This is a genomic window from Faecalibacterium faecis (assembly GCF_040096475.1).
Lineage (GTDB): Bacteria > Bacillota > Clostridia > Oscillospirales > Ruminococcaceae > Faecalibacterium > Faecalibacterium taiwanense.
Window position 1 is genome coordinate 1 of sequence record NZ_JBBMEP010000007.1, and the last position, 17,729, is coordinate 17,729.

21 protein-coding genes and 2 pseudogenes are annotated in these 17,729 nt (G+C 53.4%); 7 read left to right on the forward strand and 16 right to left on the reverse strand.

The genetic code is table 11. The features are described from left to right. From WMO17_RS04765 to WMO17_RS04840, 16 genes and pseudogenes are all read right to left on the reverse strand, one after another. A partial coding sequence (locus tag WMO17_RS04765; protein WP_349137578.1) for a DUF6054 family protein occupies positions 1–272 on the reverse strand: 272 nt, incomplete at its 3' end. Between the two features lie 172 nt (positions 273–444). Beyond that, the gene (locus WMO17_RS04770; protein WP_015536785.1) at positions 445–648 is read right to left on the reverse strand and encodes a transposon-transfer assisting family protein; all 204 of its coding nucleotides are present in this window, start codon (positions 646–648) and stop codon (positions 445–447) included. Further along, positions 638–1,156, reverse strand: coding sequence for a YodL domain-containing protein (locus WMO17_RS04775; RefSeq protein WP_349137579.1), 519 nt, complete (start codon positions 1,154–1,156; stop codon positions 638–640). The genes WMO17_RS04770 and WMO17_RS04775 overlap by 11 nt, the downstream gene beginning before the upstream one ends. A gap of 5 nt (positions 1,157–1,161) precedes the next feature. Then, complete coding sequence (locus WMO17_RS04780; protein ID WP_117476774.1) at positions 1,162–2,049, reverse strand: LPD16 domain-containing protein; 888 nt, start codon at positions 2,047–2,049, stop codon at positions 1,162–1,164. 278 nt (positions 2,050–2,327) lie between these two features. Further along, positions 2,328–3,809, reverse strand: a pseudogene (locus tag WMO17_RS04785) (VirB4-like conjugal transfer ATPase, CD1110 family); the annotation flags it as partial. After that, positions 3,775–4,137: a PrgI family protein gene (locus WMO17_RS04790; protein ID WP_154266063.1), complete on the reverse strand. Its 363-nt coding sequence runs from the start codon at positions 4,135–4,137 to the stop codon at positions 3,775–3,777. The pseudogene WMO17_RS04785 and the gene WMO17_RS04790, both read right to left, overlap by 35 nt. Before the next feature lie 14 nt (positions 4,138–4,151). Continuing rightward, on the reverse strand, positions 4,152–5,018 hold the full coding sequence (locus WMO17_RS04795) for a VirB6/TrbL-like conjugal transfer protein, CD1112 family (protein ID WP_227619714.1): 867 nt from the start codon (positions 5,016–5,018) through the stop codon (positions 4,152–4,154). A 201-nt stretch (positions 5,019–5,219) separates the two neighbouring features. Then, positions 5,220–5,435, reverse strand: coding sequence for a Maff2 family mobile element protein (locus WMO17_RS04800; RefSeq protein ID WP_015565185.1), 216 nt, complete (start codon positions 5,433–5,435; stop codon positions 5,220–5,222). Positions 5,436–5,581: 146 nt separating this feature from the next. Further along, a complete protein-coding gene (locus WMO17_RS04805; RefSeq protein ID WP_291017160.1) occupies positions 5,582–5,797 on the reverse strand; it encodes a Maff2 family mobile element protein in 216 nt (71 codons plus the stop codon). A 136-nt stretch (positions 5,798–5,933) separates the two neighbouring features. Then, a pseudogene (locus WMO17_RS04810) lies at positions 5,934–6,779 on the reverse strand (TraM recognition domain-containing protein); the annotation flags it as partial. Positions 6,780–7,267: 488 nt separating this feature from the next. After that, entirely contained in the window at positions 7,268–7,690 is a 423-nt protein-coding gene (locus tag WMO17_RS04815; RefSeq protein WP_015565190.1) for a hypothetical protein, read from the reverse strand. A gap of 64 nt (positions 7,691–7,754) precedes the next feature. Beyond that, positions 7,755–8,687, reverse strand: coding sequence for a ParB/RepB/Spo0J family partition protein (locus tag WMO17_RS04820; RefSeq protein ID WP_015565191.1), 933 nt, complete (start codon positions 8,685–8,687; stop codon positions 7,755–7,757). Continuing rightward, positions 8,644–9,477 (reverse strand): ParA family protein, encoded by an 834-nt coding sequence (locus tag WMO17_RS04825; protein ID WP_015565192.1) that lies wholly within the window; start codon positions 9,475–9,477, stop codon positions 8,644–8,646. Before WMO17_RS04825 ends, WMO17_RS04820 begins: the two co-directional genes overlap by 44 nt. Continuing rightward, positions 9,477–10,346, reverse strand: coding sequence for a DUF6017 domain-containing protein (locus tag WMO17_RS04830; protein ID WP_349137580.1), 870 nt, complete (start codon positions 10,344–10,346; stop codon positions 9,477–9,479). The genes WMO17_RS04825 and WMO17_RS04830 overlap by 1 nt, the downstream gene beginning before the upstream one ends. 643 nt (positions 10,347–10,989) lie before the next feature. Further along, entirely contained in the window at positions 10,990–11,307 is a 318-nt protein-coding gene (locus WMO17_RS04835) for a type II toxin-antitoxin system RelE/ParE family toxin (protein ID WP_097775322.1), read from the reverse strand. Further along, entirely contained in the window at positions 11,291–11,578 is a 288-nt protein-coding gene (locus WMO17_RS04840; protein WP_097775323.1) for a type II toxin-antitoxin system Phd/YefM family antitoxin, read from the reverse strand. The genes WMO17_RS04835 and WMO17_RS04840 overlap by 17 nt, the downstream gene beginning before the upstream one ends. 324 nt (positions 11,579–11,902) lie before the next feature. Between WMO17_RS04840 and WMO17_RS04845 the strand changes: the two genes are divergently transcribed. From WMO17_RS04845 to WMO17_RS04875, 7 genes are all read left to right on the forward strand, one after another. Continuing rightward, complete coding sequence (locus WMO17_RS04845; RefSeq protein WP_097775324.1) at positions 11,903–12,625, forward strand: LytR/AlgR family response regulator transcription factor; 723 nt, start codon at positions 11,903–11,905, stop codon at positions 12,623–12,625. Between the two features lie 19 nt (positions 12,626–12,644). Continuing rightward, the gene (locus WMO17_RS04850) at positions 12,645–13,961 is read left to right on the forward strand and encodes a sensor histidine kinase (RefSeq protein WP_242961887.1); all 1,317 of its coding nucleotides are present in this window, start codon (positions 12,645–12,647) and stop codon (positions 13,959–13,961) included. A 113-nt stretch (positions 13,962–14,074) separates the two neighbouring features. After that, on the forward strand, positions 14,075–14,200 hold the full coding sequence (locus WMO17_RS04855; RefSeq protein ID WP_349137581.1) for a hypothetical protein: 126 nt from the start codon (positions 14,075–14,077) through the stop codon (positions 14,198–14,200). A 371-nt stretch (positions 14,201–14,571) separates the two neighbouring features. After that, entirely contained in the window at positions 14,572–15,231 is a 660-nt protein-coding gene (locus WMO17_RS04860; RefSeq protein WP_005945726.1) for an amino acid ABC transporter permease, read from the forward strand. Continuing rightward, entirely contained in the window at positions 15,212–15,886 is a 675-nt protein-coding gene (locus WMO17_RS04865; RefSeq protein WP_298637809.1) for an amino acid ABC transporter permease, read from the forward strand. The genes WMO17_RS04860 and WMO17_RS04865 overlap by 20 nt, the downstream gene beginning before the upstream one ends. 6 nt (positions 15,887–15,892) lie before the next feature. Further along, on the forward strand, positions 15,893–16,642 hold the full coding sequence (locus tag WMO17_RS04870) for an amino acid ABC transporter ATP-binding protein (protein ID WP_005945732.1): 750 nt from the start codon (positions 15,893–15,895) through the stop codon (positions 16,640–16,642). A gap of 72 nt (positions 16,643–16,714) precedes the next feature. Further along, the gene (locus tag WMO17_RS04875; protein ID WP_082210876.1) at positions 16,715–17,692 is read left to right on the forward strand and encodes a substrate-binding domain-containing protein; all 978 of its coding nucleotides are present in this window, start codon (positions 16,715–16,717) and stop codon (positions 17,690–17,692) included. Positions 17,693–17,729: the final 37 nt, after the last annotated feature.

A 17,729-nucleotide genomic window follows, 5' to 3' on the forward strand; every position in this document is an offset into this window, starting at 1 on the left:
AAGAACACCGCTTGACTGCCTCCTGCGGTGATGGCAGACAGCCGAACCGGACTGTCCGCATTCTGGAACATGGTCAGAGTCAGACTCAGGCGGTTGCCGCCCATCATGCTGTACCGTTCAAACACCCGGACACTGCACCGAGCATCGCCCTCTTTGAAATCACTGCCTGCCTCCAAATCTGCAGACCAACTGCTGTCTGGAATTTCATTTTCCAGCTTCCGGAGCAACTTGTCAAAGTTTTTGTTTCGGATGGTCTTTTCAAAGATTGCCATAATGGTTCCTCCGTTCTGACAATAAAATTCAGTCCCTTAATCTTGATACGAGCAGAGCCACGGGAAAATTGCGGAGAAATCGCTTGAAGAGAGGAATTTTGTCTGATTTGATTATAGCATATCTTTTGGAAGAACAAAATACTTTATGTACGCCGCCCGCAGGCGGCAAAAATCAGTCCGGGGGAAATTCCAGTTCGGCAAACTCCGCATCGGTCAGCAGCTTCAGCTTTTCGATAACCCCCTCCGACAGTTCCCGCAGGGCAGTTTCATCGGGCATCAGGTAGCACTGCATGAGCCGCAGTTCGTGGACAAGCCCCATCCGGGTGCCGGTGTTGTAGAGCATCATCAGCATCAGTTCCTCATGGTTAAAGTTCATGTTCAGCCCTCACTTTCCGGCATACCGTGGGATTGCACTCCGGGGCATCGCACTTTTCCTTTAGATTCATCAGCACCGAAGGGCGTTCCGGCTTTGTATCCAGAAACCCCGGCAGTTCTTTGAAGCCGATGCTGTCCACATAATGCACAGACACCTCGCCATTGCGTTTAAGTGCGATCACATCGCTGACCGACAGGCTGTGCCCCTCAAAATCCTGCGGACGGGAGAGGTTGAACATCTGAAATAGTTCTTCCAAAACCTCGTTGTTCGGCACATCCTGCCACATGGCGGGCAGATCAGCATAGTAGGTGACCTCGTAATGCTCCGGGTCTGGCGTTTTGCCCCGACGATGCAGTTCCCGCATGGAAGCAAATCTTTCATCGAGGATTTTTTCGTCATGCCGCAGCTGCATCACCATATAAACATCGCACCCTGCGTTCAGAAACTTCTGCGGGATGTCCGTCATGGGTTCATCGTCAAAATTCTGGTTCCATTTTTGCTGCATCATCCACCTCACAGTTCCGGTGCAGAACGTGCAGAGGATTTTGGCGCAGACGTATCACTTGCCAGTTCTGCCAGCTTTTCCAGTGTGGAAGGGCGATGGTCTGCACCCAGTTCCTCGGCTTCCGCAACCTTATCCATGACGGCATCGTAGTCCTGCAACAGCCGCCGCCCCTTTTCCATGTGGTGTGCTTCCAGAATCTGCTCACGGGCTTCCTGAATGGTCAGTTCCGGGGCATCCAACTGCCCGCCGTCCATCACGGAAAAATCGCTGTGGTAAATGGTGTAGTCCCATCCATCCTCACAGGACTGGATGGCAAGATAACCTTTGCCACCCAGTTCCCATGCGGCCTGCTCGTCCTGTGTCTGAATTTCGGGGTAGAAGTCTGCATGGTTCCGCTCCATGACCTCGGCAAACTGGCAGATGTGGAACACATTGCCCAGACCGCCCATGTCAAAGTGATAATCATCCAGATGTTCCACCCGTGCCGTAAAACTGCGCCCATCCGGGTAATCCACCTGAATCACTCCGCCATCGGGAATGCGGTAGAGGTCGTCATAGTGGCTGTTGATGAGACGAATATCCTTCGGCAGCGTTTCCGGCTCCCAGATGCGCCGCCTGCCGATGCCCGCCTGCGGGATGTTTTCGAGGATCTTTACGCTTTCCTGTTGGATGGCCTTACGGTCATCGTCCGAAAGTTCAAACAGATACCAGTTCCGGGCGGCAGGGATGGTGTTTTGTCCATCTGGCGGCAGATTCTTTTCCGAGATCTGCCCACTTTCCAGCGGCTCGCCAGTTACCTTGTTATAAGTGGCAAAGCCGACCCCTGCACCGTTTTCCCGGAGATGCAGATAGCGTTCATCGTTGATAAGGTAGACCGCTTCTTTTATCTGCTCCATCAGCACCCACCTTCAAATTCCAGCGAAAACTTGCTGCGGCCATCGGCTTCACAGGACAGCAGCACGGTGGCATTGTAGGTCTTGCCCTTGGCACTCTTGCAGTCTTTCAGGCGGACCCGGCCATCCCGCAGCAGCTTATCTGCCACATGAGCGTCCAGATGCTTGCCCAGACGCTTAAAGAACGCATTGTCCTTCCACAGTACGAAACGGCACTCTCGGTTCTCGCAGAACCAGCCCTTTTCACGCTCCACAACATTTGCACCGCAGTTCGGGCAGATACCAATAATCTTGTTTTTCATAAGCGCATACTCCGACTCAGGATCGCACACAAGAATGTCGTCATCCGTGACGAGAAAAGCATTGCAAATTTCTCGCTTTGCGCTGAACGACTTGCCAGAGCCGGGAGTGCCCAGAATCAGACCGTTGGGGTTTTTCAGCTTTTTGCGATCCACCATGATAAGGTTGTTGGACAGGGCGTTCAGGCCATAATAGAGGGCTTCTTTGCCATTGTCGAACAGCTCCTGCGTAGTAAACGGCACAAAAATTGCCGTGCTGCTGGTGGTCAGTCCCCGCTGAATTTCGATTTGGCAGTCTGCCAGCGGCAGCGAGGACATAAGCCCCTGCTCCTGCTGAAAATCCAGCCGACACAGTTCACAGTTGTGCTTCTGGGCAATGCTGACCGCCTGAAACACGTTGGTTTCCAGTTCCTGCTCGGTCTTGCCGGTGTTCAGCACCAGAAAAGTGACAAGGAACATCCGCTCGTTTTGCGACTGTAATTCTTTCAGCAGGGCTTTTGCATCCCGCCCGTAAGTCGCCAAATCGGACGGCAACACGTCCATGTCGTATCCGGCGCGGACGGCTTTTTTCTGTTCCTCGATCTTTGATCTATCGAGTTCGGTAATCGTGTGCTTGATGGTTTTGATGGCCTTGTTCTGGTCAACGGACTGGATGTGCATGGTAACGATCTGGCTGGAATCCATGTCCAGAAAATCCTTCAAGAGCTGGTCGCTGAGGTCGGATGCCGTGATGGACAGGAAGCTGACCGCCCCGAAGATGCCGCCCATCTGAAAGGTCCGGCTGTTCTTAAACGCCAGCGCAGTGGGTGCAATGGCATCCTTTACGGACAGACCACTGGGCACAAGGTCTTTCCAGTTGAAGTGGAACTTGTTGGCACCGTCCATGTTCAGCATCCCGTGCATCAGCCGCAGACGCTCCGTACCGTCCAGCGGCTTTGCCAGAACGCCCAGTCTGTGGAAATTGTTCATCAGGTCGTTCTGGATGTGCTCCAACCGGGGTTTGACCTGCGCCATGCTGTCACCCTCGATGCCGTAGGTCAGGAATTTTGTCTTTGTCAGGCCGTTGTTGCCCTTGGAAAGCTGCTGCCGCAGCATCTGGCTGTACTCGGCACGAACATCGTCAAAACCATCCTGCTGATACGGGATACGGATGGACTTTTCAAAGTCTGCACTGTCCGTAGCAGTGTTCACAAAGGACAGTTCAAAGTGGATGGAGCTGTCGAAAAAGTTGAGAAAACTGCACCATTCCTCAAAGATGGCGGTCTTGTCCTCCTGCTGCGCCAACTGATAGTTGATATCCTGATACTGGATGGTGCGGGTGTAGTAGCCGGGGCGGACACGGCAGGTGCCGTCCTCAAACATCCGCTGAAACGGGATGCTCTCCTGTGCCGTGCGGGGCACTGTGGACTTGGGCGGCTTTTTGCCGTCCTTATTCTTTTTCAGAAACGGAATCACGGGTGTCATCTCCCTTCATAAGCAGTGCATAGTAGTTGCGGGTCTTGTACGGACGCACCTTCGGGCGAACAAAACGTGCCTGAAGGTAGTACCGCAGAATCTTTTCGGCGGGCTGTCCGTTTTTCTGGTACATCGCCAGAAAGAACATGGGCAGCATGACCGCCATCATGCCGAGGGTAGCGCCGGAATTGCCTGCGGTGTCCCGCAGAACAAAGAACAGCGGCACGCCCACAACTGCCGCTGCACCAAAACAGATAAGCTGCCGGGCGGTCAGATTAAAGGCTACTTTGGACTTCACCTTGCTGAAATCGCGCGGCACGGAAATATACGCTGCCAAAAAAACACCTCCAATCAGTGGGCACCCAGTATGCTCTTGGCCACAGAACTGGTCTTGAACAAACTGAAACAAAGAAGAATCGTATAGCCGACAATGCTCCAAATGGAGTTGATGGCATCCCCGGATATGGCGACGTTCTGAAGCAAAACTGCGTAGATCGCCACGCAGATCAAAATCAGGAAGCCCTGAAATCCCAGCGCAAACAGCGAGCGAAGATAATTCTGTCCCACATGGGATTGCTCATGGTTGCCCCATGTTGCCATCGGGATGGGAGCCAGACTGACGGCCATATAGATTTCAATCATTCTTCCGTAGACGATGACGAAAATCACAATGGACAGGATGCGCATGGTAATGCCAATGAAGAAGGACTGCAAGAACAGCCCGAACAGTGGGCCTACGTCCATCTGCATCATGCTGGATTGCAGCATGGAAAGCCCGATGTCGTTGACCCTTGTGTTGCCGGAAATAATGCCGCTGGAATTTGCCACCACCTGCTGCGTCACATCGAACACCGCCATGATGATGTCGAAGGTGTTGGAGATCATCCAGACCGAAATGGCAGTTTTGAAGATCCATTTCATCAGCAGCGCAGGTTCAAATTGTGCCATGTTATTGTGCTGGGTGATCATCTCGATTAGTTCATAACAGGCAATAAAGGTCAGGATGATGCCTGCAATGGGCAGCACCACATTCCGGGAGAGGGCCTCGATCATAGCGAAAACGCGCGGTTCAAAACTGGATGGTTTGGTGCCGACCTGCTGTGCGATGTTGCCCACTTGGGTGTTGACGTCATCGAACAGGCCGGAAAGATTGGACATGATCGCAGCTGTCAGCAGTGACTTGATCCAATCGGAGATTGCTTTGAGAACGGTTTCCACTCAGCGCCACCACCTTAAAAGAAATGGTTGATGAGGGTCTTGAGCAGGTTGAGAACAAAGATGAGGTTCGTCAAAAAATTCATAGAAACATCTCCTTTTTGATAGAACGTATGGCTTGAAAATTCGCTCCACAAGTACAAAAACCGTTAGCCACGGTGAGTTGGAGCAATATGTATGGGCGGCAGATGCCGCCCGCAGTTTTTAGCCGAACAGACCGCTCAGCAGGGGGATCAGGGTAATGCCGATCAGGGCGACACCACCGCCAGCCATGAGCTGCTTCATACCCTGACTCTTTGCGGAGGGGTTATCACCGCCGTAACCTTCCATGAGGTTCACAGCACCCCACACGCCCAGACCAGCACCCAGTGCCACGACCAGAGTCTTCAGAACGTCCACTGCACTGTTGAAAAATTCCATAGCTATATCTCCTTTGCTTTGAAAAAATGACTCCGCACACACCTGAAATCTGTTTGTTCCTATCCCGCAAGCTGCGGTGAGAGTTGATTTACTGGTGTATTTCTTGGGTCAGTAGATGATTTCGTTGAATTGAACGGTAGAAGGGATTAGCCGAACAGACCGCTCAGCAGCGGGATCAGGGTGATGCCGATGAGGGCAACGCCGCCGCCAGCCATCAGCTGCTTCATGCCCTGACTTTTTGCGGAGGGATTATCGCCGCCGTAGCCTTCCATGAGGTTGACAGTACCCCACACGCCCAGACCGGCACCCAGAGCAACGACCAGAGTCTTCAGAACATCCACTGCACTGTTGAAAAATTCCATAATTGCATCTCCTTTGTTTTGAAAAAGTGACCCTGCACACACCTGAAATCCAGTGATGAACTGCCGCAAACTGCGGCAAGCGCTGATTTGCTGGCGCGCCTTTTGGGCCAGGGTAAAAAATAACCGCTCGTCTTTGTCAGGCGGGCGGGAGTGAATCAACATCCACGAGGACGAACTGGTCATCCGAGTGGATTTTTTCTTTATGGCTCAGATATTTTTCAATATCCAGAGCGTTTTTGGGGTTGGCATCCGATGTTAATTTGTAGTTCGGATGCTGGGTCAAATCGTACTTGTCGCTCAAAAATGGGCGGACACCGCGCAGCTGCAGGATGCACTTGCCACCATCCAGAACAGCAAGCTCATCCCGGCTCATCAGCTCGTGGCCGAGTTTCTGGTAGTTGGTGCCATAGCTTGGGCTATTGCCGCGGGTATCGGAATTGTTGTAGCTGTCGATGGTTTCCTTGCCGAGTGCTTCGGCAAGATCTTTAAGGGTAGTAGGCTCGCTGCCACCCAGAAATATCTGGCTGTCCATGTTGCCCACGATGGTATCCGCATTATCCTTGTAGATGGCTTTCAACTGGCTTCTGGTTTGCAGCACAAGGCAGGCCGAAATCTCGCGGCTGCGGATACTCTTGGAAAAGTTGATGGTGTTGAAGAATTTTAGCTTGTAGCCGTGCTTTAACAGGGCTTCTCCACATTCCACGCCGATACTACCTTTCGGATCTGTAACTACGAATGATACCGGAAAATTCTTGGAATCACATTGCAGCAGATTCGGCTTGATAAAGAACCTTGTCTTACCGCTGCCGGAGCCGCCGACTACCAGCACATTTTTGTTTCGGGCATTCTTGGGGTCCGGCGGGCGGTTGGACATCATCAGGCGTTCTGTTTTGGTTAGGATGATGTTGTCGGCGAACTTTGGTGCCATGAACGGCTCAATGTCCTTCGGAGTTCCCCACCGGGCAGAGCCGTACTCCATGCCATCGATCTCGACCTGCTGCGGATACTGTCCCGGTGCAATTTTCAGCACCGACAGAGTGTTCTCGTTCTGTTCCATTATCGTCCTCCTTGAATTTGATGGTGATTTCCTGCCCGGCACGGGCGGCATTCAACAGAGCTGCCACAAAGAAGCCGAAAAAGGCACCAGCTTCAAAAATGATAAACGAATAAATAAAATTCATAACGAACCTCCTATTGATTGAACAGTGAGAAGAATCCTCTCAGGGAGGACGAGGAGCGCAAGACGCGGTAACGGTATGCTTAGTGGAAACATTGGCATGAGTATGCGGTGCGGTATCGGTAGAAAAACAGTCGTACAGAGCATCCCGCAGAGAATGGAAGCAACGAGCATGGTAGTCGTGCAGATGGAGAACCAGAATCTTCAAAACATCAACGGCAGAACAGTAAAAGTCCTCCGTGACTTCTGCGAAACTCTCATAGCAGGTCATTTCGGTATTCATGCAGCACCTCTCAGTCAATGCAGATGCAGGGCAGCTTCTGGTCATCTGCCATCAGGGTGATGCTGTGGCTTTCCAGATACTTCTGGAACAAGTAGACCTCATCAATGGTCAGCGAGATGACCTCGCCGTCCATGTTGGTGCGAACCAGAATCACCGAGCCGGTCAGGTAGTGCTTGCCGCCCATCTTCAGCACCTGCGCCGGATTGTAGCAGAGCAGCAGCGAGGTGTCAGGGAGGTTCAGGCAAGCATCGTCCTCCTCAAAGCAGGGCAGAATGCCGGGAGCCTCATCCAGCGTGATGACGGTCAGCTCCATATCCGGGGCAATGGCTGCGAGGTAGACCTCGCCGCCCCGGTTTGCCGCCAGTGCAGCGCAGATACGCACGTCAATGGTGATCTCCTCGGAGCGGATGGTGCGGGTAACGTTGTTTTTCATAGGCATTTTCTCCTTTTGATTGCAAAAGAAAAAGACCCCATCGGGTCCTTCGTTACGGTATAAGTTAGCGTTCATTCTGCCGCTGCTGTTTGCGTTGCCACTGATCCAGCAGCTTGATGATAGTGTCCTCCATCTGTTTCGGGGTGTAGCTGCGTGGGAAATACTTCCGCAGGGTGTCGTTTTTGATGACCACTTTGTCCAGTTCGTCCTTTTTTTCTTCTCCCATAACGGCAAAGGCAACGTCATACGAGAAGTGCCCTTCCTGCGCCAGCTTTTTGAGCCGCTGCGCTTGGGAAAGGGATGGAGCATTCTGGGTGTCTTGCATCGCTTCTAAAAAATCCCGCTGTTGGCTTTCGTCCAGATAGGACAACTCCACAGCGGGATTAAAAGCAATTTTCTTTTCGTCTACCATATCCAGCAGTTCCGGGATAAGGTTGGTCAGGCGGATAAAACGCTGGACTTGCTTATAACTTTCGCCTGTTCCTTCAGCAACAATCTCTGTACTGCGTTTCCCGAAATAATCTGGGACAACTTGTCCCACATTTTTGGGTCGTCCAACAGTTCGTTCGATTGCTTCCAGCTTCATCTTGTAAGCGAAAGCCCTTTCACTGGGCAGAATGTTCTCACGTTGGAGATTGCTGTCCACCATGAGCAAAACAGCGGCATCATCATCCATCTGACGGACGATAACGGGCAGGGCATCCAGCCCGGCAAGCTGTGCAGCGTGCTGGCGGCGGTGCCCGGAGATGATCTCGTAGCCACCTTCCGGGCGTGGGCGGGCAATCAGCGGAGACAGCACACCGTACTGTTCCACGCTTTCTACCGTGCGCTGCATGGACTCGTCATCCAAAACCTTAAAGGGGTGGTTTTTGAAAGGAAACAGCTCTCCGATGGGGATTTGCTGCACCTGTTCCCGCTGCTGCTCCTGCCGGGATTCCTCGGTGGAGAAAATGTCATCTGCCCCTTTCAGCGACACGTTTAAGCTGCCTTTCGGCATTCGCCATCACCTCCTCGGTCAGAGATTTATAGGCTTCTGCCACCTTGCCTTTGGGGTCATGCTGGAAGATGCTTTTGCCCACAGCACTGATTTCCGCAGCACGGACAGACCGGGGAATGGTCTGGTCGAACACCTTGATCTTGCTGCCGTAAGCACCCCGAATCAGATTGTCGATCTGCTGCCCATAGTTGGTGCGGCTGTCGGTCATAGTCAGCAGGATACCCTCAATTTTCAGCTTGGGGTTGATTTGCCGCCGAACCTTCTGGACGGTCTGCAAAAGCTGTTCCAAACCCTTTGCAGACAGGTACTGCGCCTGCACCGGAATCAGGGTGGTGTCCGCGGCTGCCAAGGCATTGACAGTCAGCATCTCAAGGGAAGGAGTGCAGTCCAGCAGAATAAAGTCGTATTCGTGCTTTGCACTGTCCAGCACCTGCTTGAGCATCTTTTCCCGGTTCATGCAGTTGACGAGAGACACTTCCAGCTCTGCCAGTTCGATGTTCGCCGGAATCAGGTCAACGCCCTCCGCATGATGCAAAACGCCTTCACCGGGCGGAATGCTCTGATCGTTCATGGCTTTTGCCATCAGGGTGGAAAGGGTCGTGGGCAGTTCATCGGGCTGCTGCCAGCCCATGCTAATGGTAAGTGACCCCTGTGGGTCAGCGTCCACCAGTAGGACCTTCTTGCCCTCCATTGCCAGCCCGATGCCCAGATTTTCACAGGTGGTGGTCTTGCCGGTGCCGCCTTTCTGATTGACGATGGCAATCGTGGTTGCTTTCTTTGAAATTTTCATCACCTCCGATTCGCTAGGTCGTGGTTTGTTTGGTTCTGGTAGGAAAGCTGCATCGTGGTGGGTGCATTGTACAGAGAAGCAAGCAGATATTGTTTCATATTACGGATCGGGCTGCTGTTCTCTGCAAGGCACTTCAGCACAAAGCGGATATGGTCGGCATTCAGCTTCATAAACCGGCTGCGCACCACTTCGGCGGGCTTGTCGTCCCCGGCAATGCGCAGCATCTTGCGATTGGTGGCGCAGGTGTCAACCAGCAGATCCACGATTTGATAGATTGTGTCCTCATCGTCCGGGCAGAGCCGGAGCAGGATGTCTAACTCCAAAGACTGCGAAAAATATTCTTCCAGTTGTTCGTGTTTGCTCATCCCATCATCTTCTTCGGAATAGAAGGGATAAGTTTCACTCTTTTCAGTACTATTCTCCTCAGTCTTATTACATCGTGATTTTGCAGGGTCTTGACTTGCGCTTTTGAAGCCTCCAGAATCGTGAAAATCACGATTCTGGAATATTGATTTTGACGATTCTGCCGAAAAGTTTTTCACATACACCAAACTTGGCCTGCCCAAGCCTCGACGTTTTCGTTCAATCAGACCAAATTCTTCAAGTTCCCGCAGCAGCTTGGTCGCTTTGTTGTCTGCGCAACACAATGCCCTCTTGACATCCTCAATTGTGAAGATGATAAACACCCGGCCCTGCTCGTCCAGCCAGCCATTTTTAGCAGACAGGCTCATGCGGTCGAGCAGGATACCGTACAGTGTTTTGGCATCGGTTGACAGGTTTTGGAAGCGTGACTCTAAAAAGAGTGCTTTCGGGATGCGGTAGAATGAGAAAAGCTCTCCGACTTGTCCGTAGAAGTAATCAAGGGGCATGCGACAGTACTGTGAAACGGTGGCGGTACGATGTTGACATTGTAGGAAGCCTCCTCGCAATAGATTTGTGGAAAATAAAAAGCGCAATTCCGATTTTGAAAATCAAAATTGCGCTTTTTAGCTTAATAAATAAGAAGAATTTAACCTGTTTGGTGTCGAAAGGGGGATAAAACATCTTGACAACACCTAGAAACAGGATGTAAACTATACATCGTCAATGAAACTCGTTTAAGCAACAGCGTTGCTTTTGGGTGAGAATGTGTCTTTCTCGAAATAAAGCGTTCTAACGCCAAATATCGTCCATCCTCGCACCTTTGCGTGGGGGTGCGTGAGTGCGTGGTTCGGGAGAGCGCTTGCATGGCATGCAAGAGGTCACCGGTTCGATCCCGGTATTCTCCACCAGATCAGAAAGGCATCACACATTGTGTGGTGCCTTTTTTGTTGTTGCCAAACGAGTGAGGGCTTAGCTCACCCAGGGGAGCGCCGTGCATGGACTGCAAGAGGGTCACCGTGATCAGAATCGGCCCGGTAATCTCCACCAAAAAAGCACTGTACTTCGTAGGAAGTATGGTGATTTTTTTTTATACAGACGCAGAAAAAGGCGGGAGCTTCCCACAAAAGGGAAAGCCACCGCCTTTGTTGATCATCGGATGAGCCAGCCGTAATCCTGTCTGCAATCTACCACATGATCTGCATAAACCGTATGATCTACGATCTGGAAGATAAGCATATAGCGTTTTTCAAACAAGATAAATCGGTAAGCATTTTTAGGAATGTATTCGCCTTTGAGCCATGGGCAGCGCTGCGGCATCTGCTCCAGAGATTTTGCAGCCTTTTCAAATTCCACTGTAAGCCGCTCTGCTGCTGCAGGGTTGACCTGTGCCAGAAATGCGGCGTGGGACACCAGCATCTGAGCAGCCCGTGCTGACACGATCACGCGGTATTTATTTTGCTGCTCCATGTCCGGCGGCCTCCTTGATCGCACTGCGCATCATGGAAGTGACCTCGTCGATCGAATAGCCCTCGCTTCCACGCATCCGGTCCTCTTCCACGGAAAGCAGCTCTTCGCGGAGCTTCAGCATTTTTTCACGGCGGTTGTAGGTTTCGATGTCCATGACGACCAAGTCACCCTCGCCGTTTTTGGTGAGAAAAATCGGCTCAGCGGTTTCTCTGCACAGATCGGCGATCTCGTTGTAGTTCTGACGAATCGCTGCAGATGGACGGATATTCATAAAAGCACCTCCTGCTCCTGAACGATCTATAATAGTAAAATTCTAATTATATTATATCCATATTGTGCAACGAAGTCAATGCGAACAGCTGTCACTTCGTTCTCCGGTTCGATCCCGGTATTCTCCACCAGATCAGAAAGGCATCACACATTGTGTGGTGCCTTTTTTGTTTTGCATTGCAGCAGGAAAACACACAAAAATTTCTGCCCACTGCCGCAACCTGCGCGAAACGGGCTGTTTTGTGCGCGAATGGCAGACCACGGAAGGCGGAACTTGTGCTATAATATAAAAAACAGGGAAGCAGAAGGAACAGGGGGTGCAGCAATGAACCTGCAGACGGCGATCGTGGAAGACAGCAAGCCGGATGCCGAACGGTTGAAACAGCTGCTGAAAAAGGCATTTGAAAATGAGAACATATCCTGCAGCTGTTTTGCCAGCGGAGATGAATTTTTGCGGGCCGGCGGGCGCGAAGGGTATCAGGTGGTGTTTCTGGACATCTGCATGGAGGGCACCAATGGCATTGAAACGGCGCAGCGGCTGCGTGCGGCCGACCCGGACTTGCTGATCGTGTTTGTGACATCCTCGCCGGAGTACGTGTGGGATGCCTTTCCGGTACATCCATTCGATTATCTGCTCAAGCCTTATAAGGAAGAAAAGTTTGAGCAGCTGGCAGGGGAGCTGCGGCGGGTGCTGTGCCGTCAGCAGCCGGAGCTGGAGGTGCGCATTGCTCGGCAGATCGTGCGGCTGCCGCTGACCAAGATCTACTATGCTACGGCACAGAACCATTATGTGCGTGTGGTCACGGATGACGGCGAGTGCCGGGCCACGGCAAATTTTGCACAGGTGCAGGAACAGCTTCAGACCCAGCCGGAATTTCTGGTGTGCAACCGCGGCGTGATCATCAACATGTCCAAGGTGCTGCGGTTTGAGGGCGACTGCATTGAAATGCTGGATGGGACTCATCTGCCGGTGCGGCAGAAGGACAAAAACAGCCTGCTTGCCCAATTTACGCAGTACCAGTTCCGTGGTATGCAGCGGGAATTCTGACCCGGAAAGGAGAGCGCTTGTGAATTTTGCATTGTTTGGACGTTTTTTTCTGGAATTTGCAATGATGTATCCGGCAGAATACCTCTGCCTTGCCTCGCTGCAGGAGCACTTGCGTGCACCGCGTAAAACTTATGCCATCGGTGCGTCGGCGATCACACTGATGGGTCTGGCTGGCGCAGCGGTGTGCTGCATGCTGGACATGGAAACGAACTTCCTGCTCATCCCGCTGCTCATCATCAGCTTCTGGCTGCTGCGCTGGCGCACCGACCGGGAAGTATCGATCAGCCAGACCATGTTTCTGTTCTCGGTGTCGGCAGTGATGATGTCTGTGTGCACCCTGCTTGCCATTGTGCTGAACGCGGAAGCTGAGCTGGACAATGCACAGCCGGTGTTTCTGCCCAGCACCTCGGTCATCTGCCTGACTCTCTCGGTGATACTCAGCGCCATCTTCCGTTTTACGGCAGTGCGCTGGAGCCGGTGGCTGCTGCAGGAGTACCACGGCGAAGCCTTCTGGGAGTCGGCATGGCCGCTGCCGGCACTGTACGCGGCGTTTCTGGTGTTCTGTATGCCGAAGGAGATCGGCGTCATCCTGATGAACCGCATCCGCATCATCGCGGTGCTGGCAGTGAGCATCTCGCTGCTGGGCATCTTTCTGCTGCTGTACGAGATGTACCGCGTGGCAAAGGAGTATGCCCGCAGCTCCCAGCTGGACCGCGAAAACCAACTGCTGGCCGTGGAGTCCCGCCGCTATATGGAGCTGCGCAGCTATCTGGAACAGACCCGCCACCTGCGGCACGATTTCCGCCAGCACCTGCATGTGATCTCCGGCCTGACCGAGGCCGGGCGGCTGGATGAACTGAAAAGCTACCTGAGCCAGTACGAGAGCGAACTCAGCGATGCCAGACCCACCCTGTGCGTCAACGCTGCGGTGGATGCGCTTGCCGGCCACTACGACTACGAGGCCCGGAAACAGGGCATCCAGATCGAATGGAAGCTGGAACTGCCCAAGCTCCTGCCCCTGCCGGAGGCCGACCTGTGCACCATTCTTGGCAACCTGCTGGAAAATGCGCTCCATGCCAGCCAGAAGCTGCCGCCGGAAGAACGGCAGATTAAGGTGCTGGCCCGGATGCTCAGCCCGGCCATGATGGGCCTGATGGTGGAGAACCGCTACGATGGCGTGCTGAAAAAGCAGGGCGGCGTTCTGCACTCCACCAAGCATGACGGACAGGGCATCGGCCTTGTTTCCGTCGAAACTGCCGTGCACAGGTATCACGGCAATCTGACGGTGGAAACGGGCGGCAACGTTTTCCGGGCCAATGTGCTGCTGAACCTGTAAAATATTCCTGCCTCAAGGCACCGGCTTTTTTGCACAAGCCGGTGCCTTTTGGTTGCACTTTTCCCGGGAGATCATGATACTTATTTATAAAAGAAAAGGCAGGAGGGGAGCATATGGCAGCAGAAAGCAAAACCGGCTGTTTCTTAAACTTTCCTAAGAAATCTTTATCCGGCCCGGCCCTCCCCGACGGGAGGGCTTTTTGCTGTCCGCACGACGCATACGGTCAAGTTGAAAAATGAATAAAATTTACACATGGAATGAGATGATTTTAGGCTGAATGAGCAAAGAATCGAAAGAAGTCCCATAATCATATTGACATAATGGGTAATAGGGTGTAAACTACGTGCATCGGGTCGAGCAAATCCGAAAATTGAGATCATTCAGGGAGGAAACGGCTATGATGTGTTGTTGCGCAATGTGTTGTTGTACCGCAAACGCTTCCCGGACCGGCCGCCCTGCAGTATGGTATGCCGTGTGAGCATATCTGCATATTCTGTGTAGGAACACGCAGAAGGATCTGTCGCTGACCGCCTGGGAGCTTACTTGAAAAGGGAGCTTCCGGGCGTTTTGTTTTGACCCGCAAATCAGGATACAAGGGAGGAATCCGGCAATGGACTGGAATGCGATCCAGCAATATTTGCCGCTCTACCAGAAGGCCGCTGTACTTACCGTGCGGCTGGGCGTTGCAGGCATCATTTTTGCCATCATCATTGGCCTTGCCTGCGCAGTGATCCAGTATGACAAGGTGCCCGTTCTGCGGCAGATCGTGGGTGTTTACATCCAGCTGTCCCGCAACACACCGCTGCTGGTGCAGCTGTTCTTCATTTATTATGGCCTGCCCAAGGTGGGCATCCGCACCAATGCCGAGATCTGCGGCATTGCCGGTCTGGCGTTTCTGGGCGGCAGCTACATGGCCGAAGCGTTCCGCAGCGGTCTGGAAGCCATTGAGCCCATCCAGACCGAGAGTGCCTACAGCCTTGGCATGAACCGCTGGCAGACCATGCGCTACATCATTCTGCCGCAGGCCATGTCCACCAGTATGCCGGCTTTCATGGCAAATGTGATCTTCCTGCTCAAGGAGACCAGCGTGTTCAGCGCCATCAGCCTGATGGACCTGATGTTCACGGCAAAGGACCTGATCGGCATGTACTCCAAAACCATCGAATGTCTGTTCCTGCTGGTGGTGTTCTACCTTATCATTCTGCTGCCGGTGTCCATTGTGGGCAGCCTGATCGAAAGGAGGCTGCGCTATGCTGGATTTGGGTCTTGATGTCCTGTTCAAGGGCAAAAACATGGCTCGCCTGCTGGGCGGCCTTGGCGTTGCACTCAAGATCAGCGCCGTCTCGGTGATCATCAGCCTGCCGCTGGGCATCCTGCTGGGCGTGCTCATGACCTCCCGCAACCCCGTTATCAAGGCGGTCCTGCGGCTGTATCTGGAGTTCGTCCGCATCATGCCGCAGATGGTGCTGCTGTTCCTCGTTTACTTCGGCACCACCCGTGCCTTTGGGTGGAACCTTTCCGGCGAGACGGCATCCATCATCGTGTTTGTGCTGTGGGGCACCGCAGAAATGAGCGACCTTGTGCGCGGTGCGCTGATCTCCATTCCGAAGCACCAGTATGAGAGCGCCGAGGCCCTTGGCATGAGCCGTGCGCAGACCTACTGGTACATCATCATTCCGCAGACGGTGCGCCGCCTGATCCCGCTGTCCATCAACCTGATTACCCGCATGATCAAGACCACCAGCCTTGTGCTGATGATCGGTGTGGTGGAAGTGATCAAGGTAGCACAGCAGATCATCGAGGCCAACCGCACCGCCAGCCCCAACGCAGCGTTTGGCATTTATCTCACGGTTTTCGTGTTATATTTCTTCGTATGCTGGCCCATCAGTCTGCTGGCATCCTATCTCGAAAAGAAATGGAAGTGACCGTACATGGCAGAACCTATTTTGACTGTTGAACATCTGATCAAGGCCTATGGCGAGACCCCCGTGCTGGATGATATCAGCTTTGCTGTCAAGCCCGGCGAGGTCATCGTGGTGGTCGGCCCTTCGGGCTGCGGCAAAAGCACCCTGCTGCGCTGTCTGAATGGTCTGGAGCCCACCCAGAGCGGCCGGGTGCGGCTGGGCAATGAGACCGTTGCCTACGGCGGTAAAAATCTGACTCAGCTGCGCCAGCGCATCGGCATGGTGTTCCAGAGCTACGAGCTGTTCCCGCACATGACGGTGCTGGACAATGTGCTTCTGGCACCCACCAAAGTGCAGAAGCGCCCCAAAGCGGAAGTGCAGCAGGAGGCCGAAGCTCTGCTGGACCGTGTGGGCCTGCTTGCCAAGAAAAACAGCTACCCGCGGGAGCTTTCCGGCGGACAGAAGCAGCGCGTTGCCATCGTGCGCGCACTGTGTATGCACCCGGAGATCCTTCTGTTTGACGAAGTGACCGCTGCCCTTGATCCGGAAATGGTGCGCGAGGTGCTGGACGTTATGCTGGACCTTGCCAAGCAGGGCAAGACCATGATCATCGTCACCCACGAAATGCAGTTTGCCCGTGCCATTGCCAACCGTGTCATCTTTCTGGATGGCGGCAAGATCGTGGAAGAAGCTGCACCGGCCGAGTTCTTTGACCGGCCCAAGACCGAGCGCGCGCAACGCTTCCTGCGCACCTTCACGTTTGATGCTGTGAAATGAGTCACAGATCAAGATAAAGGCTGCGGGTGTTCCGCAGCCAAATGGGAAAGATTTTGTAAAGGAGTAATCATTATGAAACAGTCTAAGATTTCTCGTCGTTCCTTCCTGCTGGGTCTGGGCGCAGTTTCCGCTGCCGCTGTTCTGACCGCATGCGGCGGCTCTTCTTCTGCTTCTACTGCAACTGCAGCATCCGGCAGCAGCGTGGTCTACCGCACTCTGGATCAGATCAAGGAGTCCGGCACCATCAACATCGGCGTGTTCTCCGATAAGAACCCGTTCGGCTATGTGGACGAGAACGGCGAATATCAGGGCTATGATGTCTACTTTGCACGCCGTCTGGGCGAGGATCTGGGCGTAGAGATCAACTTCGTTTCCACCGAGGCTGCCAACCGCATCGAGTACCTGCAGACCGGCAAGGCGGATGTGATCCTGGCAAACTTCACCGTGACCCCGGAGCGCGCAGAGGAAGTGGACTTTGCTCTGCCTTACATGAACGTGGCTCTGGGTGTCATTTCTCCGGACAGCAACGTTATCACCACTCTGGACAACTGGAACGCTGACGACCAGATGATCGTCATTTCCGGCACCACCGCCGAGACCTACCTGACCAAGGAGTACCCCGACATTCCGCTGCAGAAGTACGATTCCTATGCAACGGCCAAGAATGCACTGGAGAACGGCAACGGCGTGGCATGGGCCAACGATAACACCGAGGTCATTGCATTTGCAAAGCAGAACACCGGCTACACGGTCGGCATTCCCTCTCTGGGCAGTCAGGACACCATTGCTCCCGCAGTGAGCCAGGGCAACACCACCGTTCTGGATTGGCTGAACGAGGAGATCAAGGCTCTGGGCGAGGAGAACTTCTTCCACAAGGACTATGAGGAGACTCTGGTGGATACCTACGGCCTTGACTATGAGGATGAGCTGGTCGTTGAGGGCGGCGTGACCGGCGGCGCAGATGCCGCATCCAGCGAAGCTGCTTCTTCGGAAGCCGCATCTTCTGAGGCTGCTGCTTCCGAAGCAGCTTCCAGCGCAGCCGCACAGTAAATAAAAACACCGAGCGGGCAGGAGAGGGCTGAACCTT